The sequence below is a fragment of the Streptomyces sp. NWU339 genome, assembly GCF_003143855.1.
In the GTDB taxonomy this organism is placed as follows: Bacteria; Actinomycetota; Actinomycetes; order Streptomycetales; family Streptomycetaceae; genus Streptomyces.
Map to the genome: position 1 here is coordinate 1 of NZ_QFRK01000008.1, position 22,983 is coordinate 22,983.

The 22,983-nt window shown below is 70.9% G+C and carries 17 protein-coding genes and 2 rRNA genes; 11 read left to right on the forward strand and 8 right to left on the reverse strand.

All coding sequences use genetic code 11. The features are described 5' to 3' along the window. Together DIZ27_RS11500 and rrf are read left to right on the forward strand one after the other, a co-directional pair. Positions 1-1,097: ribosomal RNA gene (locus DIZ27_RS11500) — 23S ribosomal RNA — on the forward strand; the annotation flags it as partial. A gap of 86 nt (positions 1,098-1,183) precedes the next feature. After that, positions 1,184-1,300: ribosomal RNA gene (rrf, locus tag DIZ27_RS11505) — 5S ribosomal RNA — on the forward strand. Between the two features lie 94 nt (positions 1,301-1,394). On the opposite strand, the gene DIZ27_RS11510 is transcribed toward rrf, so the two are convergent. From DIZ27_RS11510 to DIZ27_RS11530, 5 genes are read right to left on the reverse strand one after another with little or no spacing between them, the layout of a single operon-like run. Then, positions 1,395-2,705, reverse strand: a complete 1,311-nt coding sequence (locus tag DIZ27_RS11510; RefSeq protein ID WP_109378267.1) for a DUF58 domain-containing protein — start codon at positions 2,703-2,705, stop codon at positions 1,395-1,397. After that, positions 2,705-3,694, reverse strand: a complete 990-nt coding sequence (locus DIZ27_RS11515) for a MoxR family ATPase (RefSeq protein ID WP_109378268.1) — start codon at positions 3,692-3,694, stop codon at positions 2,705-2,707. Before DIZ27_RS11515 ends, DIZ27_RS11510 begins: the two co-directional genes overlap by 1 nt. Further along, positions 3,694-4,890, reverse strand: a complete 1,197-nt coding sequence (locus DIZ27_RS11520) for a DUF4350 domain-containing protein (protein WP_109378269.1) — start codon at positions 4,888-4,890, stop codon at positions 3,694-3,696. The genes DIZ27_RS11515 and DIZ27_RS11520 overlap by 1 nt, the downstream gene beginning before the upstream one ends. Further along, positions 4,887-5,675, reverse strand: a complete 789-nt coding sequence (locus DIZ27_RS11525) for a DUF4129 domain-containing protein (protein WP_109378270.1) — start codon at positions 5,673-5,675, stop codon at positions 4,887-4,889. The genes DIZ27_RS11520 and DIZ27_RS11525 overlap by 4 nt, the downstream gene beginning before the upstream one ends. 4 nt (positions 5,676-5,679) lie before the next feature. Beyond that, entirely contained in the window at positions 5,680-7,005 is a 1,326-nt protein-coding gene (locus tag DIZ27_RS11530; RefSeq protein WP_109378271.1) for a glycerophosphoryl diester phosphodiesterase membrane domain-containing protein, read from the reverse strand. Between the two features lie 165 nt (positions 7,006-7,170). Between DIZ27_RS11530 and mtnA the strand changes: the two genes are divergently transcribed. From mtnA to DIZ27_RS11565, 7 genes are all read left to right on the forward strand, one after another. Continuing rightward, on the forward strand, positions 7,171-8,319 hold the full coding sequence (gene mtnA / locus DIZ27_RS11535; protein WP_109378272.1) for an S-methyl-5-thioribose-1-phosphate isomerase: 1,149 nt from the start codon (positions 7,171-7,173) through the stop codon (positions 8,317-8,319). A 4-nt stretch (positions 8,320-8,323) separates the two neighbouring features. Next, positions 8,324-9,013 carry a two-component system response regulator MtrA gene (mtrA, locus tag DIZ27_RS11540; RefSeq protein WP_193478414.1) on the forward strand — a complete coding sequence of 230 codons (690 nt, stop codon included), beginning with the start codon at positions 8,324-8,326 and terminating at the stop codon, positions 9,011-9,013. A gap of 1 nt (position 9,014) precedes the next feature. Further along, the gene (mtrB, locus tag DIZ27_RS11545; protein ID WP_109378273.1) at positions 9,015-11,183 is read left to right on the forward strand and encodes an MtrAB system histidine kinase MtrB; all 2,169 of its coding nucleotides are present in this window, start codon (positions 9,015-9,017) and stop codon (positions 11,181-11,183) included. Beyond that, positions 11,173-13,029, forward strand: coding sequence for an LpqB family beta-propeller domain-containing protein (locus DIZ27_RS11550; RefSeq protein ID WP_109378274.1), 1,857 nt, complete (start codon positions 11,173-11,175; stop codon positions 13,027-13,029). Before mtrB ends, DIZ27_RS11550 begins: the two co-directional genes overlap by 11 nt. Positions 13,030-13,117: 88 nt before the next feature. After that, positions 13,118-14,116 carry a ComF family protein gene (locus DIZ27_RS11555; RefSeq protein ID WP_109378275.1) on the forward strand — a complete coding sequence of 333 codons (999 nt, stop codon included), beginning with the start codon at positions 13,118-13,120 and terminating at the stop codon, positions 14,114-14,116. 312 nt (positions 14,117-14,428) lie between these two features. Continuing rightward, complete coding sequence (gene hpf, locus DIZ27_RS11560) at positions 14,429-15,121, forward strand: ribosome hibernation-promoting factor, HPF/YfiA family (protein ID WP_109378276.1); 693 nt, start codon at positions 14,429-14,431, stop codon at positions 15,119-15,121. A gap of 209 nt (positions 15,122-15,330) precedes the next feature. Then, complete coding sequence (locus DIZ27_RS11565; RefSeq protein WP_109378277.1) at positions 15,331-16,113, forward strand: response regulator transcription factor; 783 nt, start codon at positions 15,331-15,333, stop codon at positions 16,111-16,113. A gap of 2 nt (positions 16,114-16,115) precedes the next feature. Here the strand turns inward: DIZ27_RS11565 and DIZ27_RS11570 are convergent, their stop codons facing one another. Both DIZ27_RS11570 and DIZ27_RS11575 read right to left on the reverse strand, forming a co-directional pair. Further along, positions 16,116-17,303 (reverse strand): winged helix-turn-helix domain-containing protein, encoded by a 1,188-nt coding sequence (locus DIZ27_RS11570; protein ID WP_109378278.1) that lies wholly within the window; start codon positions 17,301-17,303, stop codon positions 16,116-16,118. 86 nt (positions 17,304-17,389) lie between these two features. Continuing rightward, positions 17,390-17,959, reverse strand: coding sequence for a GNAT family N-acetyltransferase (locus DIZ27_RS11575; protein ID WP_109378279.1), 570 nt, complete (start codon positions 17,957-17,959; stop codon positions 17,390-17,392). A gap of 278 nt (positions 17,960-18,237) precedes the next feature. Between DIZ27_RS11575 and secA the strand changes: the two genes are divergently transcribed. After that, positions 18,238-21,075 (forward strand): preprotein translocase subunit SecA, encoded by a 2,838-nt coding sequence (gene secA / locus DIZ27_RS11580; protein ID WP_109378280.1) that lies wholly within the window; start codon positions 18,238-18,240, stop codon positions 21,073-21,075. Positions 21,076-21,181: 106 nt separating this feature from the next. On the opposite strand, the gene DIZ27_RS11585 is transcribed toward secA, so the two are convergent. Continuing rightward, positions 21,182-21,829, reverse strand: a complete 648-nt coding sequence (locus tag DIZ27_RS11585; protein WP_109378281.1) for an Rv3235 family protein — start codon at positions 21,827-21,829, stop codon at positions 21,182-21,184. Positions 21,830-22,179: 350 nt separating this feature from the next. Here DIZ27_RS11585 and DIZ27_RS11590 point away from each other — a divergent pair, with 350 nt between their 5' ends. After that, a complete protein-coding gene (locus DIZ27_RS11590; RefSeq protein WP_109378282.1) occupies positions 22,180-22,680 on the forward strand; it encodes a DUF6912 family protein in 501 nt (166 codons plus the stop codon). The last annotated feature ends 303 nt before the right edge of the window (positions 22,681-22,983 follow it).

Here is a 22,983-nt window from a genome sequence, read left to right on the forward strand (position 1 = left end):
CGAGGTATACGGACTGACGCCTGCCCGGTGCTGGAACGTTAAGGGGACCGGTCAGTCAGGATTCGTCCTGGCGAAGCTGAGAACTTAAGCGCCAGTAAACGGCGGTGGTAACTATAACCATCCTAAGGTAGCGAAATTCCTTGTCGGGTAAGTTCCGACCTGCACGAATGGCGTAACGACTTCTCGACTGTCTCAACCATAGGCCCGGTGAAATTGCACTACGAGTAAAGATGCTCGTTTCGCGCAGCAGGACGGAAAGACCCCGGGACCTTTACTACAGTTTGATATTGGTGTTCGGTTCGGCTTGTGTAGGATAGCTGGGAGACCGTGAAGCCGCCACGCCAGTGGTGGTGGAGTCGTCGTTGAAATACCAGTCTGGTCGTGCTGGATGTCTAACCTGGGTCCGTGATCCGGATCAGGGACAGTGTCTGATGGGTAGTTTAACTGGGGCGGTTGCCTCCTAAAGGGTAACGGAGGCGCCCAAAGGTTCCCTCAGCCTGGTTGGCAATCAGGTGGTGAGTGTAAGTGCACAAGGGAGCTTGACTGTGAGACCGACGGGTCGAGCAGGGACGAAAGTCGGGACTAGTGATCCGGCGGTGGCTTGTGGAAGCGCCGTCGCTCAACGGATAAAAGGTACCCCGGGGATAACAGGCTGATCTTCCCCAAGAGTCCATATCGACGGGATGGTTTGGCACCTCGATGTCGGCTCGTCGCATCCTGGGGCTGGAGTCGGTCCCAAGGGTTGGGCTGTTCGCCCATTAAAGCGGTACGCGAGCTGGGTTTAGAACGTCGTGAGACAGTTCGGTCCCTATCCGCTGCGCGCGCAGGAGTCTTGAGAAGGGCTGTCCCTAGTACGAGAGGACCGGGACGGACGAACCTCTGGTGTGCCAGTTGTCCTGCCAAGGGCATGGCTGGTTGGCTACGTTCGGGAGGGATAACCGCTGAAAGCATCTAAGCGGGAAGCCTGCTTCGAGATGAGGACTCCCACCCACTTGATGGGGTAAGGCTCCCAGCAGACGACTGGGTTGATAGGCCGGGTCTGGAAGCACCGCAAGGTGTGGAGGTGACCGGTACTAATAGGCCGAGGGCTTGTCCTCAGTTGCTCGCGTCCACTGTGTTGGTTCTGAAACCACGAACGACCCCGCGTTGATTCAGCGTGGTGCGGTTGAGTGTTTCATAGTGTTTCGGTGGTCATAGCGTGGGGGAAACGCCCGGTTACATTCCGAACCCGGAAGCTAAGCCCCAGAGCGCCGATGGTACTGCAGGGGGGACCCTGTGGGAGAGTAGGACGCCGCCGAACAAATCGTGGGAGAGCCCCGCACCGACAGGTGCGGGGCTTTCTGCGTTTCAGGGGCGGGCCTTTCACCCGCCTTTTCTGGTCACTGGGTTCTTTGTCAGAGGCGGCCCGCTGCTTTCAGCGCCAGATAGGCATCGGCCAGTGCCGGCGCCAGGCTGTCCGGGGTGGCGTCGACGACGGTGACGCCGTGGCGGCGGAGCTGCTCCGCGGTCCGGTCGCGTTCGGTCTGGGCCTGGGCGGCCGCCGCTGCCTCGTACACCGCATCGGCGTTTCCGCGGGCCTTCGACATCTGGGCCAGGTGTGGGTCCGCGACCGATGCGAGCAGGACTGTGTGCCGCTGGGTGAGTCGGGCCAGTACGGGAAGCAGACCCTCCTCGATGGGGGCTGCGTCGAGCGTGGTGAACAGGACGATCAGGGAACGGCGGGGGGCAGTCCGCAGGGCCGTGGCCGTGAGGCTCCGGGCATCGGTTTCCACGAGCTCCGGTTCGAGCGTGGCCATGGCGTTGACCAGGGAGGGGAGGACATCGCCTGCAGACCGACCCTGCACGAGGGCGCGGAGGCGGCGGTCGTGGGCGAGGAGGGCCACGCGGTCGCCGGCCCTGGAGGCGAGCGCCGCGAGGAGCAGGGCCGCGTCCATGGAGGCGTCGAGGCGGGGGATGTCGCCGACACGGCCCGCGGAGGTGCGGCCGGTGTCGAGGACGAGCAGGATGTGGCGGTCTCGCTCGGGGCGCCAGGTGCGTACCGCCACGGCGGACTGGCGGGCTGTGGCACGCCAGTCGATGGAGCGGGTGTCGTCGCCGGGAACGTACTCGCGCAGGCTGTCGAACTCCGTGCCCTCACCGCGGGTCAGAACGCTGGTGCGGCCGTCCAGTTCGCGCAGGCGGGCCAGTTTGGAAGGCAGGTGCTTGCGGCTGGTGAACGGCGGCAGCACCCGTACCGTCCAGGGGACCTGGTGCGTGCCCTGACGGGCGAAGAGGCCGAGCGGGCCGTAGGAGCGGATGGTGACGCGGTCGGCCTGGCGGTCGCCCCGGCGGGTGGGACGCAGCCGGGTGGTGATGCGTCGGCGCTCACCGGCGGGGACCGACAGGCGGTGACGGGAAGCCGTTCCCTCGGTGCCGGGCTGCCAGCTGCTGGGAGGCCAGGCGTCACGGATGCGGGCACGGAGCGGACGACGGGACGTGTTGGTGAGCGTCAGGGTGACGTCCGCGCTGTCGTCCAGCCGTACCGAGGTGTCCCCGGAGCGGCTCAGGCCGAGCCGGCGTACGGGGGCGGCCAGGGCGAAGTCGCAGGCACAGGCCACCGCCAGGGGGGCGTTGACGGCGAGGATGCCCGTCCAGCCGGGTTCCCAGATGCCGACGGGGAGAGAGCCGAGTGCCGCGAGGAGGGTGGCGCGTCCGGTGAGGGCCATCAGCGGGGGACGGGGACGTGGGCGAGGATGGCGTTGATGACCGAGTCGGTCGTGACGCCTTCCATCTCGGCCTCCGGCCGGAGCTGTACGCGGTGGCGGAGGGTGGGGAGGGCGAGGGCCTTGACGTCGTCGGGAATGACGTAGTCGCGTCCCGTCAGCCAGGCCCAGGCGCGGGCGGTGGACAGGAGGGCGGTGGCTCCTCGGGGGGAGACGCCCAGGGTGAGGGACGGCGATTCGCGTGTGGCGCGGACGATGTCGACGACGTAGGCGGTGATCTCGGGGGAGACCGTCGTCCTGGCGACCGCGGCGCGGGCAGCTTCCAGGTCGGCGGCGCTCGCGACGGGGCGTACGCCGGCGGCGCGCAGGTCGCGGGGGTCGAAGCCCTCGGTGTGGCGGGTGAGGACGTCGATCTCGTCCTGGCGGGACGGGAGGGGGATGGTGAGTTTGAGGAGGAAGCGGTCGAGCTGTGCCTCGGGGAGGGGGTAGGTGCCCTCGTACTCCACGGGGTTCTGGGTGGCGGCGACCAGGAAGGGCTCCGGGAGGGCGCGGGGGGTGCCGTCGACGGTGACCTGCCGTTCCTCCATGGCCTCCAGGAGCGACGCCTGGGTCTTCGGGGGCGTGCGGTTGATCTCGTCGGCGAGGAAGAGGTTGGTGAAGACGGGGCCGGGCTGGAAGGAGAACTCCGCGGTGCGGGCGTCGTAGACCAGGGAGCCGGTGACGTCGCTCGGCATCAGGTCGGGGGTGAACTGGACGCGTTTGGTGTCGAGTTCCAGAGCAGCGGCGAGGGTGCGGACGAGCAGTGTCTTGGCGACGCCGGGAACGCCTTCGAGGAGCACGTGGCCGCGGCACAGCAGGGCGACGGCGAGGCCGGTGACAGCGGGGTCCTGGCCGACCACGGCTTTGGCGATCTCGGCGCGCAGGGCCTCCAGGGAGGCCCTGGCTGCGGCCGGGTCCCCGGTGTGCGCGGCGTTGTCAGTGGTCGGGTCCATCATGGACGGCGTACCTCTCTTTCGAGGGCGTCGAGTCGGTCGGCGAGGGAGGTCAGGGCTGCGTCGTCGCCGGGCGGCGGGCCGAACAGGAGATCGTGCGGGGACGGCTGTCCGTCTCCGTGAAGGCGGGCGGACAGGGCGGGCAGCAGGGCCTCGGGCGAGTGTGCCTGGGAGGCGGAGACGCCTACGAGGGGGGCGAGACGGGTGCGCGTGGTGGAGCGAAGAGCGGCGGCCGCGCGGTCCCGGGCGTTCGCCTTGCGGTAGAGGCGGGCGCGGCCTTCGACGGTTTCGGAGGCGCGGATCGCGACGGGAAGCCTTTCGGGCACGAGGGGGCCGAGCCGGCGTGCCCGCCACAGGGCGGCCAGGGCTGCGGCGATGAAGAGCTGCAGGGTGCCCCAGAGCCAGCCGGAGGGGAGCAGGTCGAAGAAGCCGCGCCGGCCGTCCTCGGAGGCGGCGGAGGCGTCGGCGAGTGAGGGGAGGTACCAGACCAGATGGGGGCGGGAGCCGAGGAGTTGGAGGGCGAGCGAGGCGTTGCCGTGCTCGGCGAGGCGGTCGTTGCGGAGGATGTCGGAGGCACCGATGAGGACGGTGTCGCCGCCGGTGGCCGCGGGGATGCGCAGCAGGGTGGCCAGGCGCTCGCTGGGGTAGCACTCGTCGGCGTCGAGATGGGTGGTGGTGTAGCGGATGCCGCCCGTGTCGGCGGTGCCCGCGCTGCGGGCGGCGGGCAGGGAGCAGCGGGGGGAGAGGGTGGAGCCGAAGCTGGTGACCGGGTCGGCGGTGACACCCGGGGCGAGCCGGTCGACGGACGCGCTGCCGGAGGAGACCAGGACGGTGCGGCCGCCGGAGTCGGCGACCGCGGCGTGCAGTCTCGACTGCTGGCGGTGGGTCAGGCGGTCGGGGACGGCGACCAGGAGGGTCGTGTCGGGGTTCGCGGCGGCGGACGCCTCGTGCAGGGTGGTGACCACGCGTGTGTCCACACCGCGGTCGGTGAGGAGTTCGGCGACGGCGCGGCTGCCGTAGGGGTCGGCGGAGCGCGGGTCGAGTGCGCCGTGTCGGGCGTCGGAGCGGACCACGGCGATGACGACGGCCGCCACGATCAGCAGGACGAGCGCGAGGACGACACCTCGCGCGCGGGTCCACACCTGGCGGGCGGTGGGCGAGGCCGAGGTGGAGGGGAGCGTGACCTCGGTCGTCATCCGGCGGCTCCCTGGCGGGCGCTGCCGCCCGTGTTGTCGCTGCGGTCGCTGGTGTTCGTGCCGTTGCCGTCGCCGGCAGCGGCGCCCGTGAGCTGGGGTTTGCTGCGTTCCAGGTCACGGTCGAGTTCGGTGAGGTGCCGGTACGACTGTTCCGTCGCGGTCCGGCCGCCGTATGTGACGTCGTCGAAGCTCCGCGCGGCGGTGTGCAGCCGATCGGTGTGGGCGGGCAGGGCGCGGCCCGCCTCGGCTGCCGCCTCGTCGGCGGTGCGGCCCGGGCGGACGTCGAGCAGGGTGCGTTCCTCCAGGGCGCGGACGACGGCGCGCATGCGTTCCTGCACGGCCTGGTTCCAGTGGCCCTGGGCGGCGTGCGCCTCGGCGGCCGCGCGGTGTTCGGCGGCGCTGCGGGGCCGGTCGTCGAACAGCGTGGGCGCGGAGGTCGGTCGGCGTCGCGGGGTGCCCAGCCGCCACCACAGGGCGCCCAGGACGGCGATCACGGCGGCGATGACGACGATCAGTCCGAGCGCACCGCCGGGCGTCGCGGTGGCGGCGGCGCCGAACAGCTTGCCGACCCACTCCCAGAAGGCGTCCAGGGCCCGCTGGAACCAGCTGGGATCGTTCTCGTGGTACATCTGCTTGGACAGCTCGCGCCGGGCCGCCTCCCGCGCGGGATCGCGCGGGATGGTGACGGGCGGCTCGCCGTCGCCGCGCAGCAGTGTGTGCACGGCGCCGGCGGCGGCTTCGGGCAGCGTCTGCGCCGAAGTGAGAACTCCCCCCGTGGTGTGCACCCCCTCAGCTCCCCGGGGTGGTGCCGGGACCGTAGCCCTGGACGCCGGCGGCGCGGCCCAGTTCGAGGTCGAGGGCCTCGCGGCGGATGCGCTGGTCGACGTAGAGGAGCACGGTGACGCCGGCCGTGATCGGGAACGTGATCGTGGAGCCGATGACTGCGCCGATCCCGCTGATGATGAGGAACGCCCAGCCGATGTCGCCGCCGGCGCCGTTGAGGAAACCGGAGACGCCGTCACCGTTGAACGTCGTGGCGAGGACGGCGAAGGGGATGACGATGATCGATGCGACGACGCCCGCGATGATCGACGCGAGCAGCTGGATGCCGAGCATCCGCCACCAGGAGCCGCGCACCAGCTTCGCGGACCGGCTCAGTGCCTTCGTGACGCCCTGCTTCTCCAGCATCAGCGTGGGCACGGACAGCGAGAAGCGGATCCACAGCCACATGGCGACGATGCCGCCGCCGATGATGCCCAGGACCGTGAGTGCCACGCCGCCCGGGCCGCTGACCGTGGCGGTCACGAGGATGCCGGGCAGCGCGCCCACGGCGATGACGGCGACAATGATGAGCAGCAGCAGGAAGATCAGGCCGAACAGCTTCAGGAGCTGGGGGCGGGCGTCGCGCCAGGTCTCGGCGGCGGTGACCGATGTGCCGAGCACGGCACGGCTGGTGACCGTCGCGAGCAGGGCGGTGGCGGAGAGGGTGCCCACCAGGGTGATCAGGTAGACCACCCCGCTGTTGAGCAGGGAGACGCCCATGGCGCCGGTCAGCTCGTCGAGGGTGGCGCTCGGGTCGCTGAGTACCGCGGCGCTGGAGCTGTTCAGGAAGAGTCCCTGGACGAGGACGACGACGATCCGGATGAGGACGGCGACGGTCAGCGAGATGCCGAGGGCCGTGCGCCAGTGGGTGCGCATGGTGGAGACCGCGCCGTCGAGGATCTCGCCCACACCGAGCGGGCGGAGCGGGATCACACCGGGCTTTGCGGCAGGCGGGGGACCGCCCCAGCCGCCTCCCCAGGCTCCGTAACCACCGGGACCTCCGTAGCCACCGGGGCCGCCGTGACCACCGCCGTAGCCGCCGGGACCGCCGTATCCTCCGGGCCCCACGGGGCCGCCGGGGGGCGGGGTGCCCCATCCCGGGCCGGGCGGTGCGGGCGGGGGAGCCTGGCCGGGGCCCGTGGCGCCGGGCGGGCCGGTGGGCGCGGACCACTGGCTGGGCGGCGGCTGCTCCTTCGACCACTTGACGCCCGGACCCTGGGGTGCGTCCTGACCCGGCTCCTGCCCGTCGGACGGGGCGGATCCGGGCGAGGCCCAGCCCGGAGTGTCGTTCATCATCGCTCCTTCACGGTGCCCGTCCGCGGTCGCGGCGGCAGGTTCGCAGCCATCGTGCCATGGGGTGTTCGCCAACGGACCTGCCGGACCTGCCGGACCTGCCGGATCTGCCGAGGGACGGGCTGCACCTTCAATTGTCCGTGCCGCAGGGGGCAGACTGACCGCATGGCTGATCAGTACGCACACGGCGGCGACAACAAGCGGCCGACCGAGATACCTGCGCTCCGCTGGGAAGAGCCACCCGAAGGGCCCGTTCTGATCCTTCTCGACCAGACGAGACTGCCGGCCGAGGAGGTCGAGCTGGTCTGCACGGACGCACCCGCGCTGGTGGAGGCGATCCGCTCACTGGCCGTGCGCGGTGCGCCCTTGCTGGGCATCGCCGGCGCGTACGGCGTCGCACTCGCCGCCGCACGGGGCTTCGACGTGGACGACGCCGCGGCCGCGCTGGAGGGCGCCCGGCCCACCGCGGTGAACCTCACGGTGGGGGTGCGCCGGGCTCTCTCCGCCCACCAGGGCGTTGTCGCCCGGGGCGGCGACGACCGGGAGGCGGCAGTGGCCGCGCTGACCGCGGCACGGCGGCTGCACCGCGAGGACGCCGAGGCCAGCGTGCGGATGGCCGAGCACGGACTGGCGCTGCTGGACGAGCTGCTGCCCGGTGGCGGGCACCGGATCCTCACCCACTGCAACACCGGCTCCCTGGTGTCGGGCGGTGAGGGCACGGCGTTCGCGGTGGCGCTGGCGGCGCACCGGGCGGGCCGGCTCAGGCGGCTGTGGGTGGACGAAACGCGCCCGTTGCTGCAAGGTGCTCGCCTGACGGCATACGAGGCGGCCCGCAGTGAAATGGCGTACACCCTGCTCACCGACAGCGCGGCGGGATCCCTGTTCGCGGCCGGTGAGGTGGACGCGGTACTCATAGGGGCGGACCGCATCGCGGCCGACGGCTCGGTGGCGAACAAGGTGGGCAGCTATCCGCTCGCGGTGCTGGCGCGGTACCACCATGTGCCGTTCATCGTCGTGGCCCCGGTGACGACGGTGGATCCGCAGACGCCGGACGGGGCGTCCATCGAGGTCGAGCAGCGCCCCGGCCATGAAGTGACCGAGGTCACCGCACCGCAGGTGCCGGTGGCCGGAACCGAAGCGGGAGGCGGGATTCTTGTGGCACCCCTGGGGACCCAGGCGTACAACCCGGCGTTCGACGTGACACCACCGGAACTGGTGACGGCGATCGTCACGGAGGAAGGTGCCGTCTCACCCGTGACGGCCGAGGCCCTGGCCGAGCTGTGCGCCAGGTCACGCCAGGTCACGATGAGCTAATGGGATGATGTCGTTTATGAAGGGACGAGTCCTTGTCGTCGACGACGACACCGCACTGGCCGAGATGCTCGGCATTGTGCTGCGTGGTGAAGGTTTTGAACCGTCTTTCGTAGCCGACGGCGACAAGGCGCTGGCCGCTTTCCGTGAGGCCAAGCCCGACCTGGTGCTGCTCGATCTGATGCTGCCCGGCCGGGACGGTATCGAGGTGTGCCGCCTGATCAGGGCGGAGTCCGGGGTGCCGATCGTGATGCTCACGGCGAAGAGCGACACCGTCGATGTCGTGGTGGGCCTGGAGTCCGGTGCCGACGACTACATCGTCAAGCCGTTCAAGCCGAAGGAACTGGTCGCCCGGATCCGGGCGCGGCTGCGCAGGTCGGAGGAGCCGGCGCCGGAACAGCTCGCCATCGGCGACCTGGTGATCGACGTGGCCGGACACTCCGTGAAGCGGGAGGGGCAGTCGATCGCGCTGACCCCGCTGGAGTTCGACCTGCTGGTCGCGCTGGCCCGCAAGCCGTGGCAGGTGTTCACGCGGGAGGTGCTGCTGGAACAGGTCTGGGGGTACCGTCACGCGGCCGACACCCGGCTGGTGAACGTCCATGTCCAGCGGCTGCGCTCCAAGGTCGAGAAGGACCCGGAGAAGCCGGAGATCGTGGTGACCGTCCGTGGCGTCGGGTACAAGGCAGGACCGAGCTGACATGTCCGGGGACAGTGCCGCTCCGGCGCCCGGCCGGCCCGGGGACCCGTCGGAGCGGCCTGTCGGCCGATCGTCCGGCAGCCGGGCATCAGGGCGCCCCCGTTGGGGGCGCCTGCTCAAGGACGGGCTGCTGCAGGGCGGAGTCCAGGGCAGCCCGGTGATCCGCCTGTTCGTCCGCTGGGTGCGCAGGCCGTTGTTGCCCGTCATGCGGCTGTGGCGGCGGAACATCCAGCTGAAGGTCGTCGTCACCACGCTGCTGATGTCGCTGGGCGTGGTCCTGCTGCTGGGCTTCGTGGTCATCGGCCAGGTACGCAACGGTCTGCTGGACGCCAAGGTGAAGGCGTCGCAAAGCCAGGCCACCGGCGGGTTCGCGGTGGCCAAGCAGCAGGCCGACGAGGCCTCGAGCGGCACCGGTGAGAACGCGGTCGCGGTGGGCGACCGGTCCTCGCAGAGCGTCATCCAGTGGATGAGTGACCTCGTGGAGTCGCTCTCCAGCGGCGGCCAGGGAGCCTTCGACGTGGTCACCCTGCCCATGGACGACGAGAGCGGCGGCGGGCGCGGCCCGCGTGCCTCGGGGCACGTCGACCCGTCGCAGAGCGTGCCCGGGAACCTGCGGGACAGGATCGACGCCAACACCGCGGCGGCGCAGCGGTACACGCGGATCGTCTACAGCAACGGCGCGGAATCGCAGCCCGGCCTGGTCATCGGCAAGCAGGTCAACGACCCCAACGGTGATCCGTACCAGCTGTACTACCTCTTCCCGCTCACGCAGGAGGAGAAGTCGCTGAGCCTGGTCAAGGGCACTCTGGCGACCGCGGGGCTGTTCGTCGTCGTCCTCCTCGGGGCGATCGCCTGGCTCGTGGTGCGGCAGGTCGTGACGCCGGTGCGGATGGCCGCCGGGATCGCGGAGCGGCTGTCCGCCGGGCGTCTCCAGGAGCGGATGAAGGTCACCGGTGAGGACGACATCGCGCGGCTCGGCGAAGCCTTCAACAAGATGGCGCAGAACCTCCAGCTGAAGATCAACCAGCTCGAGGAACTGTCGCGGATGCAGCGCCGTTTCGTGTCGGACGTCTCCCACGAACTGCGGACGCCGCTGACGACCGTACGGATGGCCGCGGACGTCATCCACGAGGCGCGTGAGGACTTCGACCCGGTCACCGCGCGGTCGGCCGAACTGCTCGCGGACCAGATCGACCGGTTCGAGTCGCTGCTTTCGGACCTGCTGGAGATCAGCCGCTTCGACGCGGGCGCGGCGGCGCTCGAGGCGGAGCCGATAGATCTGCGTGAAGTCGTACGGCGCGTGGTCAGCGGGGCCGAGCCGCTCGCCGAGCGCAAGGGCACGCCGATCAAGATCGTCGGCGACCAGCAGCCCGTCGTCGCCGAGGCCGACGCGCGACGCGTGGAGCGCGTCCTGCGCAACCTCGTCGTCAACGCCGTGGAGCACGGCGACGGCAAGGACGTCGTCGTCAAGCTCGCCGCGGCGGGCGGGGCGGTCGCGGTCGCGGTGCGGGACTACGGTGTCGGGCTCAAGCCCGGTGAGGCGACCCGGGTCTTCAGCCGCTTCTGGCGGGCGGACCCGGCACGCGCGCGGACCACCGGCGGCACGGGACTGGGGCTGTCCATCGCCCTGGAGGATGCGCGGCTGCACGGCGGCTGGCTCCAGGCATGGGGCGAGCCGGGCGGCGGCTCGCAGTTCCGGCTGACGCTGCCCAGGACGGCCGACGAGCCGCTGCGGGGCTCCCCGATCCCCCTGGAGCCCAGGGACTCACGACGCAACAGCGGACTCGGCGTCGGCGAGCCGCAGGGCGACGGGGACGGCGGGGACGGCGGGGACGGCAAGAAACAGTCCACCGTGCCCGCGCGGTCCGCGGACACCGACGGATCGGCCCGCGCGGCCCGCGATCCGCTCGCGACGCTGTCTGCCACCGTGGCCCCCACGGCCGACCCGACGGCACTGCCCGGCAACGGTGCGCGCGTGGTGTCGCGGCCGTCGGGGGACGGGGCACGGCAGGAAGAGCCGGCGGGGACCGGAGAGCAGGCCGGCGCCGGTTTCGGCGACCCCGGCGGGGAGAACGGGACGACGGCCCGGGACCGGCGAGAGAACGAACCCGAGGACCGGTCCGGGGACCGGCAGGCGGACAGGCAAGGGGAGGCTTCGCGTGGGCGGTGAGCGCGCAGGGCGCGGCAGGACGGCACCGGCACGAGTGGTGGCGTGCGCCACCAGCGGTGTCGTACTGCTGGCCGGGTGCGCCTCGATGCCCGACAGCGGGGATGTGCGGGGCGTGGACTCCACGCCCCGCCAGGACGCGCAGGTGCGGGTGTTCGCGATGCCGCCGAGCGAGGACGCGTCGCCGCCCCAGATCGTGCAGGGCTTCCTGGAGGCGCTGACCAGCGACGATCCGGACTACAGCACCGCGCGCCAGTATCTGACCGCCGAGGCGGCGAAGGTATGGAAGCCGGAGCTGTCCACCACGGTGCTGGCGGACGGGCCGGGCGCCCAGCCCGGCCCGCCGGGCCGCAAGGACGCCCGGGAGCTCTCCTTCAAGCTGACCGGCGACAAGGTCGCCACCGTGGACGCGCAGCAGGCGTACACGGCCGACTCCGGGCCGTACGACCAGCTCGTGCATCTCACACAGGACGTGAAGACCCGCCAGTGGCGCATCGACGGGGTGCCACAGGGCGTCGTCATGGGCAAGTCGGACTTCCAGCGCAACTACATGTCCGTCAGCAAGTACTACTTCGCCTCGAACACCGCGGGAGCAGGTGGGCCCGATGCGGACGGGCCGCCGATGGCGGTCGCCGACCCGGTCTACGTGCGCAGTCACGTGGAGCCCACCACCCAGATGGTCCGCTCCCTCCTGGGCGGGCCCACGAACTGGCTGGACCCGGCCGTCAGGTCGAGCTTCCCCACGGGCACGGCGCTGCGCAAGGGCGCCGGTCCGCTGACAGCGGACGACCAGGGCAGGCTGACCGTGCCGCTCAACGACAAGGCGGCCGACGTCGGTGCCAAGAGGTGCGGGGAGATGGCGGCTCAGCTGCTGTTCACGCTGCGCAACCTCAGCCCCGCCGTGGACGAGGTCGAGCTGCGGGCCGCCGGGAGGAAGCTGTGCTCGCTGGCCCAGAAGGCCACCGAGCCCGTGGCCGACCGGGGGTCGCTGAACCACCCCGACTACCTGTACTTCATCGACGAGGAGCACCAGCTGGTGCGGATCGTCGCAGGCGAAAACGCCACCCAGCCGGCTCCGGTGCCGGGGCCGCTCGGCGAGGGCGCGGCGCCGTTGCGGTCGGTGGCGGTCTCGCGGGACGAGCGCACCGCGGCCGGGGTCGCGCTCGACGGGAAGTCGCTGTACGTCGGATCGCTGGTGCCGGGCGGTTCGCTCGGGGAGCCCGTGTTGACCAGCGCGGGCAAGTCCGAGGGCGACCGGCTGACCGCGCCCAGCTGGGACGCGCACGGCGGCCTGTGGGTGGCCGACCAGGACCCGGGGAACCCCCGGCTGCTCCTGCTGGAGGAGGGCGGGGGCGAGCCGCTGGAAGTACGCACACCGGGTCTGGACGGGCAGATCCAGGCGGTCCGGGTCGCCGCCGACGGGGTCAGGGTCGCGCTCGTCGTGGCCAAGGGCGACCGGCGGTCCCTGATGATCGGGCGGATCGAGCGGGACGGCCCGGACGGGCAGGAACGGACCACGGGCGAGCAGCCGACCGTCACCGTGCTGGACCTGCGGCCCGCGACGCCGGAGTTGGAGAAGGTCACCGCCATGTCCTGGACCGGGGACAGCCGTCTCGTGGTGGTCGGGCGGGAGGAGGGGGGTGTGGAGCAGATGCGGTACGTCGAGGTCGACGGCTCCATACCCGAGGTGCCTCAGCCCGCTGCCCTGACCGGCGTCAAGGCGGTGACCGCCTCCCCCGATGAAGGGGTACCGCTGGTGGCGTACTCGGTGGACGGAATCGTGCGGCTGTCGTCGGGTGCGCAGTGGCAGCAGGTGACGGAGGGGACCGCGCCGGTCTATCCGGGGTGACCGGTCTGTCCGGGGCGACCGGTCTGCGGGCCGTGCGGAGTTTTCCACAGGGGTGGCCGGAGGCCGCGGGCGTTGGCACAGTGGGGCCATGCGGGGCTGGTGGCAGGACCTGAGCGACCTGGTGCTCCCGGCCGAGTGCGGCGGGTGCGGCAGACCTCGTGCGGTGCTCTGCGAGCGGTGCCGTACGGCACTGAGCGGCGCCGCGCCACGCGGGGTGTGCCCGGTGCCGCGGCCGGCCGGACTGCCGGTCGTGCACGCTGCCGCCCCCTACGCGGACGAGGTGCGTGCCGCGCTGCTGGCCCACAAGGAGCGGGGCGCCCTGGCCCTCTCCCGGCCGCTGGGCGAGGCCTTGGCGAAAGCGGTGCGCGCGGGTCTGCGGGAGGCGGCGCGGTCGGGCCCCGGTGGGGTTCCGGGGGCGGTGCGCGGCCACCGCGGGGCGGTCCTGCTGGTGCCCGTGCCGTCCGCGCGGCGGGCCGTGCGGGCCCGTGGACACGCCCCGGCGCTGCGGATCGCGCGGGCGGCGGCGGGTGCGCTGCGGCGCCAGGGGCTACCCGTTTCGGTGCTGCCCGCGTTGCGGCATCGGCGGGACGTGGCCGACCAGTCGGGGCTCGACGCCCGGCGGCGGCTGGCCAATCTCGCCGGTGCGCTGGCGGTGGCGCCGGGCTGTGACCGGCTGCTGCGCGACGGCTCCGTCGTACTCGTCGACGACCTGATGACGACCGGGGCGTCGCTGGCGGAGGCCGCGCGCGCGGTGCGTCTCGCGTCGCACACCGAGCCGCGTGCGGGAGCGCTTGTGGGGGCGTGGGGGGCGCGAGGGGCGCGCATGGAGGTGGATGTCGGGCCTGATTCGAGTGTTTCGGCGTCCGCGTCCGTGTACAGGGGTGAGACATGGGAAAGGAGAGGGGCACGAAGGGAAGGACAAGAACGACGGGAACGGCGAAACGGATCGACTCACGAGAGGGTGGATCAAGGGCTTGGCCGTTCGGCCCCGGTGGCGGGCGCGGATGGGGCCGACCGGCCCATTGACGTGAAGTGCGCGGCGGTTGTTGCGGCTTCACCAGATTCTTTCGAAATAAACCGGAACTGACTGGGAACTTGCATCGTTGCAGGTAGCGAGAGGGTGAATTCACCTGAACGGAGGTACGCGGCAGTAGAGGGTGACGACATCCGTCCGGGCGAGATATGTTCGGTTGAGAGGGAAAGCCGCAGGCCACACCTCTCGAATCCGAATGCCGTGCCACGGGTTTTCTGTTATCACCCGGGCTGGTGGACTGTAGATCTCGTCCATGGGGGATGGAGGTGGAAGTCACCGAGTCCGAGGTTCCGGGGTCGACCGGGGCCTGGTGCAAAAGGGAGACGCTCCGCACCGAGGCGGAGCGATCCGGGAACGGAGTTCTGCGTGGACATCGTCGTCAAGGGCCGCAAGATCGAGGTGCCCGAGCGGTTCCGGAAGCACGTGGCCGAGAAGCTGAAGCTGGAGAGGATCCAGAAGCTCGACGGCAAGGTGATCAGCCTCGACGTCGAGGTGTCCAAGGAGCCCAACCCCCGGCAGGCCGACCGCAGCGCCCGAGTGGAGATCACGCTCCATTCCCGCGGTCCGGTGATCCGGGCGGAGGCAGCGGCGAGCGACCCGTACGCGGCGCTCGACCTGGCAGCGGAGAAGCTGGACGCCCGGCTGCGCAAGCAGCACGACAAGCGCTATTCACGGCGCGGCGCGCGCAGGATCTCGGCAGCGGAGGTCCCCGACCACGTCCCGGGTGCGGCGACGCTCAACGGGACGGGCGCGCATTCCCCCGAGGAGGGGCAGGACGCAGTCCCCACCAAGAAGATCGGCACACTGGAAGTACAGGGTGACGGACCCCTCGTCGTCCGCGAGAAGACCCACGTGGCCGCCCCCATGACCCTCGATCAGGCCCTCTACGAGATGGAGCTGGTCGGGCACGACTTCTATCTGTTCGTCGACTCCGAGACGAAGGAACCCAGTGTCGTCTACCGACGGCACGCCTACGACTACGGCGTGATCCACCTCAGTACGGACACCATGGTCACGCAGCCGCACGCTCCCGAGGCGGGCGGGCCCCTCGGCGGCTGACCCGGCGGGCGGCAGTTGCTGAACCGGTGCCCCCGGGTGCGCGCGTGTGCGCCCCCGGGGGCACCGGTGTGCGACCACTTCGCATCCCACGTCGGCACCCCGGTGCCGTCCGGGCATGGAATCATGGCGGCAACGGCCCAACCGGTGGGCCGTTGCCTTGGGTTGGCGATGGCTCACGACCACGGCCACAGCCTTCAGGGGGAGGAACGATGGCGGACAGCTTCGGCCCGATGCGTGGAGAGGACTCCGACGACGGCGTCACCGGCAGGGGCCCGCACGCGGGCTCCGGGTACCAGGAGCCGGCCGGTGAACCGGCCGAGGAGGCGGGCAAGGAACCGATCAGGGTCCTGGTGGTGGACGACCACGCGCTGTTCCGCCGGGGACTGGAGATCGTCCTCGCGGCCGAGGAGGACATCCAGGTCGTCGGCGAGGCGGGGGACGGTGCCGAGGCCGTGGAGAAGGCCGCGGACCTGCTGCCGGACATCGTCCTGATGGATGTGCGGATGCCCAAGCGGGGCGGCATCGAGGCGTGCACCTCCATCAAGGAGGTGGCCCCCAGCGCGAAGATCATCATGCTGACGATCAGTGACGAGGAGGCCGATCTCTACGACGCCATCAAGGCGGGTGCGACCGGCTACCTCCTCAAGGAGATCTCCACGGACGAGGTGGCCACCGCCATTCGCGCGGTGGCCGACGGACAGTCGCAGATCAGCCCCTCCATGGCGTCGAAGCTGCTCACCGAGTTCAAGTCGATGATCCAGCGCACCGACGAGCGCCGGCTGGTGCCCGCGCCCCGGCTGACGGACCGTGAACTCGAAGTGCTCAAGCTCGTCGCCACGGGGATGAACAACCGCGACATCGCCAAGGAGCTGTTCATCTCCGAGAACACCGTGAAGAACCACGTGCGCAACATCCTGGAGAAGCTGCAGCTGCACTCCAGGATGGAGGCGGTGGTCTACGCGATGCGGGAGAAGATCCTCGAGATCCGGTGACCTCAGGCGAGAGCGCGGGTCAGCTCCCGGGTGAGCCGTTCGCGCAGTTCGGGCGCGTCGACGCGCTCCACGCGGACGTTCGTGCAGTCCACCCAGCTCGCCGCCTCGACCAGGGCCTGCGCGACGGCGGGGACCGCCTTGGGGCCGTCCAGCGTGATCTGCCTGGCCACCAGCGTGCGGCCCTCGCGCGCCGGGTCGACGCGGCCGACCAGCCGGCCACCGGCGAGTACGGGCATCGCGAAGTAGCCGTGCACCCGCTTCTGTTTCGGCACGTAGGCCTCCAGGCGGTGGGTGAAGCCGAAGATCCGCTCGGTGCGAGCCCGTTCCCACACCAGGGAGTCGAACGGGGACAGCAGCGTCGTACGGTGACGTCCGCGCGGAGGCGCGGCGAGGGCCTCCGGATCGGCCCAGGCCGGCTTGGACCAGCCCTCGACCGTGACCGGCACCAGGCCCGAGTCGGCGATCACCGCGTCGACCTGCTCGCCCTTGAGGCGGTGGTAGTCGGCGAGGTCCGCGCGGGTCCCGACGCCGAGGGATTGACCGGCCAGGCGGACCAGACGGCGCAGGCACTCGGCGTCGTCCAGCTCGTCGTGCAGCAGGGCGTCGGGGATCGCGCGTTCGGCGAGGTCGTAGACCCGCTTCCAGCCGCGACGCTCGACGCACACCACCTCGCCGTACATCAGGGCCCGCTCGACGGCGACCTTGGCACCGGACCAGTCCCACCACTCACTGGTGCGTTTCGCGCCGCCCAACTCCGTGGCCGTGAGCGGGCCCTGGGCGCGGAGCTGCTTGACGACCTGGTCGTAGGCCCCGTCGGGGAGCTCGTGGTTCCAGTGCGGGCGGCCGCGGTAGGCACGGCGGCGGAAGGCGAAGTGCGGCCACTCCTCGACGGGCAGGATGCAGGCCGCGTGCGACCAGTACTCGAACGCGCGCGGCGGCCGGGCGCCGGCTTTCCAGTACGCGGCCTCGACCGTTTCCCGGCCCACGGCGCCGAGGCGGGCGTAGGGGATGAGCTCGTGGGAGCGGGCGAGGACGGAGATGGTGTCGAGCTGCACCGCGCCCAGGTGACGCAGGATCCCCCGGACGCCGGAACGACGGTCGGGGGCGCCCAGGAAGCCCTGGGCGCGCAGGGCGATGCGGCGGGCCTCTGCCGCCGAAAGGTCCGTGGCCGGACGCGGGAGAGTCGTCATACGTCCGCACGATAGGGGGCGGCACTGACACCGGCCCCGGGCCCGGACGGACGCCGCCCCATCCTCCGCTCCCGCTCCCCCACCCGTTACTCCCCGGCGGGCAGGTACGGCGCCGTGGACGCGAGTCCCAGGTCGGACGGCAGCAGAGAGCCCACCCAGCAGTCCCGCAGCGTGCCCTTGTTGTTGATCGCGGAGCGCAGGGTGCCCTCGACGACGAAGCCCGCCCGCTCCGCCACCGCGCGGGAGGCCCGGTTGCCCACCTCGGCGCGCCATTCCACCCGGTCGATCGACATCTTCGTGAAGGCCCAGCGGGAGACGGTGAGGGCGGCCTCGGTCATGTAGCCGTTGCCGCGGTGTTCCTTGACGCCCCAGTAGCCGATCTCGCCCACCCCCGGGGAGCGCATCGTGACGCCGAGCATGCCCGTGAGCTCCCCGGAGAGGAGGAAGGCGCCGAAGGTGAACATCGAACCGTCCGCCCAGCCGTCCGGACACATCTGCTCCGTGAAGCCCCGCGCGTGCTCGGGGAGATACGGGGAGGGGACCGTGGTCCAGCGCTGGATGTCGGCGTCCTGGCAGGCGGCGTACACCGCGTCGGTGTCCTGAGGGCCGACCGTGCGCAGCAGAAGCCGGTCGGTGGTGAGCGTGACGGGTTCCATCGGCCGATTCTCCTCAGGGAGGAGTGATGGGCGCCAACCGTTTGCCGTACGTGAGGAAATGGTCACCCTTCGCACAATTCGACGGGTGAAGCGGCACCATCCGTGGGCTCCGGACGTTGTCCTCTTTGAAGCAGCCGTGAAACAGATATGGAGCCGTGCGTGGTCACCGTCGCGGCAGGCCTCCCGACGTGGTGGGGTCCTCGCATACGATGGCCGTTGCTCAGCAATGGAATGGAAACCGACCGTCCCAGGCCCGACCGGCAAGGAGACCACCCCCCGTGTCCGTCCTCTCGAAGATCATGCGTGCAGGCGAAGGCAAGATCCTGCGCAAACTGCACCGCATCGCGGGCCAGGTCAACTCCATCGAAGAGGACTTCGCCGACCTCTCCGACGCCGAGCTGCGTGCCCTCACCGATGAGTACAAGGAGCGGTACGCCGACGGTGAGAGCCTGGACGACCTGCTCCCCGAGGCCTTCGCCACCGTCCGCGAGGCCGCCAAGCGCGTCCTGGGCCAGCGCCACTACGACGTGCAGATCATGGGCGGCGCCGCCCTCCACATGGGTTACGTCGCCGAGATGAAGACCGGTGAGGGCAAGACCCTCGTCGGCACCCTGCCCGCGTACCTGAACGCCCTGTCCGGCAAGGGCGTCCACATCATCACGGTCAACGACTACCTGGCCGAGCGCGACTCCGAGCTGATGGGCCGCGTCCACAAGTTCCTGGGCCTCGAGGTCGGCTGCATCCTGGCCAACATGACGCCGGCCCAGCGCCGCGAGCAGTACAACTGCGACATCACCTACGGCACGAACAACGAGTTCGGTTTCGACTACCTGCGCGACAACATGGCGTGGTCCAAGGACGAGCTCGTCCAGCGCGGCCACAACTTCGCCGTCGTCGACGAGGTCGACTCCATCCTCATCGACGAGGCCCGTACGCCGCTGATCATCTCCGGCCCGGCCGACCAGGCCACCAAGTGGTACGGCGACTTCGCCAAGCTGGTCAAGCGCCTCAAGCGCGGTGAGGCCGGCAACCCGCTCAAGGGCATCGAGGAGACCGGCGACTACGAGGTCGACGAGAAGAAGCGCACGGTCGCCATCCACGAGTCCGGGGTCGCCAAGGTCGAGGACTGGCTGGGGATCGACAACCTCTACGAGTCGGTCAACACCCCGCTGGTGGGCTACCTGAACAACGCCATCAAGGCCAAGGAGCTCTTCAAGCGCGACAAGGACTACGTGATCATCGACGACGAGGTCATGATCGTCGACGAGCACACCGGCCGTATCCTCGCCGGCCGCCGCTACAACGAGGGCATGCACCAGGCGATCGAGGCGAAGGAGTCGGTGCCGATCAAGGACGAGAACCAGACGCTCGCCACGATCACCCTCCAGAACTTCTTCCGCCTCTACAAGCGCCGCGACCACAACGGCAAGGAGCAGCCCGGTCTGTCCGGCATGACCGGTACGGCGATGACCGAGGCCGCCGAGTTCCACCAGATCTACAAGCTCGGTGTGGTGCCCATCCCGACGAACCGGCCCATGGTCCGCATGGACCAGTCGGACCTGATCTACCGCACCGAGGTCGCCAAGTTCGAGGCGGTCGTCGACGACATCGAGGAGAAGCACGCCAAGGGTCAGCCGATCCTCGTGGGCACCACCTCGGTGGAGAAGTCCGAGTACCTCTCGCAGCAGCTCAGCAAGCGCGGCATCCAGCACGAGGTGCTGAACGCCAAGCACCACGAGCGCGAGGCGACGATCGTCGCCCAGGCGGGTCGCAGGGGCTCCGTGACGGTGGCCACCAACATGGCCGGCCGTGGTACGGACATCAAGCTCGGCGGCAACCCCGAGGACCTCGCCGAGGCGGAGCTGCGCCAGCACGGGCTCGACCCCGAGGAGCACATCGAGCAGTGGGCGCACGCCCTGCCGGACGCCCTCGCGCGGGCCGAGGACGCCGTCAAGGCTGAGAAGGACGAGGTCGAGCGGCTCGGCGGGCTCTATGTGCTCGGCACCGAGCGGCACGAGTCGCGGCGGATCGACAACCAGCTGCGCGGTCGTTCCGGCCGTCAGGGCGACCCCGGCGAGTCCCGCTTCTACCTCTCGCTCGGCGACGACCTGATGCGCCTGTTCAAGGCCCAGATGGTCGAGCGTGTGATGTCCATGGCGAACGTTCCGGACGACGTGCCGATCGAGAACAAGATGGTCACGCGCGCGATCGCGTCGGCCCAGTCGCAGGTCGAGACGCAGAACTTCGAGACCCGTAAGAACGTCTTGAAGTACGACGAAGTCATGAACCGGCAGCGCGAGGTCATCTACGGCGAGCGGCGCCGCGTCCTGGAGGGCGAGGACCTGCACGAGCAGATCCACCACTTCATGGACGACACCATCGACGCCTACGTCCAGGCCGAGACGTCCGAGGGCTTCCCCGAGGACTGGGACCTGGACCGGCTGTGGGGCGCCTTCAAGCAGCTCTACCCGGCGAAGGTCACCGTGGAGGAGCTGGAGGAGGAGGCCGGCGACCGCGCCGGGCTGACGGCCGAGTTCATCGGTGACTCCATCAAGGAGGACATCCGCAAGCAGTACGAGCAGCGTGAGGAGCAGCTCGGCTCCGAGATCATGCGTGAGCTGGAGCGCCGGGTCGTGCTGTCGGTCCTGGACCGCAAGTGGCGCGAGCACCTCTACGAGATGGACTACCTCCAGGAGGGCATCGGCCTGCGCGCGATGGCGCAGAAGGACCCGCTGGTCGAGTACCAGCGCGAGGGCTTCGACATGTTCACCGCGATGATGGACGGCATCAAGGAGGAGTCCGTCGGTTACCTGTTCAACCTGGAGGTCCAGGTCGAGCAGCAGGTCGAGGAGGTCCCGGTCGAGGAGGCCAAGCCGGAGCCGGTGGTGCAGGACGCGGTGCCCGCGCAGGCGGGTGCCCGCCCGGAGATCCGTGCCAAGGGGCTCGACGCCCCGCAGCGGCGGAACCTGCACTTCTCCGCGCCGACCGTGGACGGCGAGGGCGGCACCGTCGAGGGCGAGTTCGCCGAGGACGAGCCGGTGCGCTCCGAGGCCGACGGCCTCACGCGCGCCGAGCGCCGCAAGCAGGCGCGGGGCGGTCGCCGCCGCAAGAAGTGAGCGAGCTGCGAGGCTTCCGGGCCGATCGAGCGGTGAGGCTCCGTACGGAGCCGTGAGAGCAGGCGGAGGGCCGGGCAGACCCCAGGGGTCGCCCGGCCCTTCGGCGTCAGCGGTCGTGGGAGCGGGGTGGGCGGGTACCGCCCAGTTCCACGGCGGTGCAGCGCCAGCGCAGGTCCTGGCCCTGTTCCAGGCGGAATGCCATGGCCCGCAGCCGGTCGCCGGCACCGATCCGGGCGAACACCTCGAGCGCGCCCTCGCGGGGAACGTAGTAACCGATGTCCCGCACCACCGGGCGGGTGCCACGGGTGCGCAGCGGACCGCGCTCGGCGAGGTCCGCCAGTTCGTCGTAGGCGCGGCCCGCGGTGTGCCGGAGCATCGAGTGGACGGGCCGCTGACCGCTCAGGACGGCGAGCAGCAGCTCGGCGAAGCGGTCGGTGGGACGGGGCTGCGCCGGCCGGGGAGACCGGGGCGCGGGGGCCGGGAGAGCCGGGCGCCGTCGCAGCAGGGCCGTGGCAGTGGCCGTGGCCGTGGCCATGACCGTCGGCGTGAAGGACGGCGGGCGGTTGTCGGCGGGACGCGTGGACGCCGGGGCGGGTACGGGAGAGGAGCGGCCCCCGCCGGGGGACGGGGCGGGGGCGGTGCCTCCCGCGGGGGTGCGCGGCGGGACGGTGCCGCCGGTGGGGCGGCGCGTGTCGCGGCGGCCGGGAGGGCGGGTGCCGGTGCGGTGCTGAGCCCTGGTCATGACCTTGTTCACGGGACTCCGTTCGACGGGCCGGGAGTCGCCGTCGGCCGGGGGACCGAGGCGATACCGGGCAGTAACTTCGGGGTTGGGGATCTTGTACGGGGCGGTGGAGTGCGGCGGCAAGGCGCCGTGAACCGTGTCGGGGCGGCGGCGGAATTCACTTATCCGAGTGAATGGCGGCCCCTCGGCCCCGTACTGGAGCGGGCGCACCGGGTGAATTCCGGGCTCGGGGTGGACGCGGCCCAGGAGGTGGGCAGGGACCCGATGGGGGACGCCCGCACGTATCCTGAAGGCCCAGCCGGCCGGGTGCGACCACCCCTCGACGGAACGCCGGCGGACCTCCGACCACGAAAGCGGCCGACATGCGCGTCTACGTCCCCCTCACCCTCCCGGGACTCGCCGAGGCGTACCGGACGGGTGAGCTGGGCCCGGGACCGTTCGCCGCCCACGGTGTGACGCCCGCGCTGCGCGAGTGGTACCGCTCCGACGACGTCGAGGAGCTGGAGTACGCGGCACTGGGCGGTGCCGCGCTGGCCTCGTTGCGGCTGCTGGCGGCGGACACCGCGGCGCCGCGGCGCCGGGTCGTGGTCGCCGTGGACGTGCCCGACCGGGCGGTCTCGGCCGATCCGGTCCCCGGCCCCGGTGCGGTGCGGGTCGACGGACCCGTCCGGCTGGACAGGGCGGCGGCGGTGCACGTGGACGCTCAGGACGCGGAGGCGGACGTGGCGTCGGCTGCGGACGCGCTGCCGGCCGCGGACGGCGGGGACGGGAACGCCCAGTCCGCCGTGGACGGGGCGGAGGACCACGAACTGCTGTGGTACGCCACCCAGGAGATCCCGAACCTGCTGGGCCCGACGGCTTAGGGCCCGTCCGGCGGAGCAGGGCGCAGGAAACCGGCGGTGCCTTGTCAGCGCGGGTGGGCGGGGGCGAGGGGGTGCTCCCGCTTGAGCGCAGCCGAGGGTTGCGGGGAGCGTGCAGCCGCACGGTGGAGGAGGGCGTCGACGCGATGGGGTCCTCCCTTCCCGGGCTCGTCGAGAGCTCGGGGGAGCCGGTGAGTGACGACAACGCCGCTGGGGGTCCCCCTGCTCGAAGAGTTTGGGGGAGGGTGTGCCAGGCCCCGCGTCTGCGGCATGAGACGTCGGGCAGGCCCCGAGGGCCGAGTCGGC

What these genes read in the sequence shown, in the direction of transcription:
- DIZ27_RS11510 (WP_109378267.1), bottom strand. Translation starts at nt 2,705, where the DNA reads ATGGCCCTCACCGGACGCGCCACCCTCCTCGCGGCACTCGGCTCTCTC.
- DIZ27_RS11515 (WP_109378268.1), bottom strand. Translation starts at nt 3,694, where the DNA reads ATGGACCCGACCACTGACAACGCCGCGCACACCGGGGACCCGGCCGCA.
- DIZ27_RS11520 (WP_109378269.1), bottom strand. Translation starts at nt 4,890, where the DNA reads ATGACGACCGAGGTCACGCTCCCCTCCACCTCGGCCTCGCCCACCGCC.
- DIZ27_RS11530 (WP_109378271.1), bottom strand. Translation starts at nt 7,005, where the DNA reads ATGAACGACACTCCGGGCTGGGCCTCGCCCGGATCCGCCCCGTCCGAC.
- mtnA (WP_109378272.1), top strand. Translation starts at nt 7,171, where the DNA reads ATGGCTGATCAGTACGCACACGGCGGCGACAACAAGCGGCCGACCGAG.
- mtrA (WP_193478414.1), top strand. Translation starts at nt 8,324, where the DNA reads ATGATGTCGTTTATGAAGGGACGAGTCCTTGTCGTCGACGACGACACC.
- mtrB (WP_109378273.1), top strand. Translation starts at nt 9,015, where the DNA reads ATGTCCGGGGACAGTGCCGCTCCGGCGCCCGGCCGGCCCGGGGACCCG.
- DIZ27_RS11555 (WP_109378275.1), top strand. Translation starts at nt 13,118, where the DNA reads ATGCGGGGCTGGTGGCAGGACCTGAGCGACCTGGTGCTCCCGGCCGAG.
- DIZ27_RS11565 (WP_109378277.1), top strand. Translation starts at nt 15,331, where the DNA reads ATGGCGGACAGCTTCGGCCCGATGCGTGGAGAGGACTCCGACGACGGC.
- DIZ27_RS11570 (WP_109378278.1), bottom strand. Translation starts at nt 17,303, where the DNA reads ATGACGACTCTCCCGCGTCCGGCCACGGACCTTTCGGCGGCAGAGGCC.
- DIZ27_RS11575 (WP_109378279.1), bottom strand. Translation starts at nt 17,959, where the DNA reads ATGGAACCCGTCACGCTCACCACCGACCGGCTTCTGCTGCGCACGGTC.
- DIZ27_RS11590 (WP_109378282.1), top strand. Translation starts at nt 22,180, where the DNA reads ATGCGCGTCTACGTCCCCCTCACCCTCCCGGGACTCGCCGAGGCGTAC.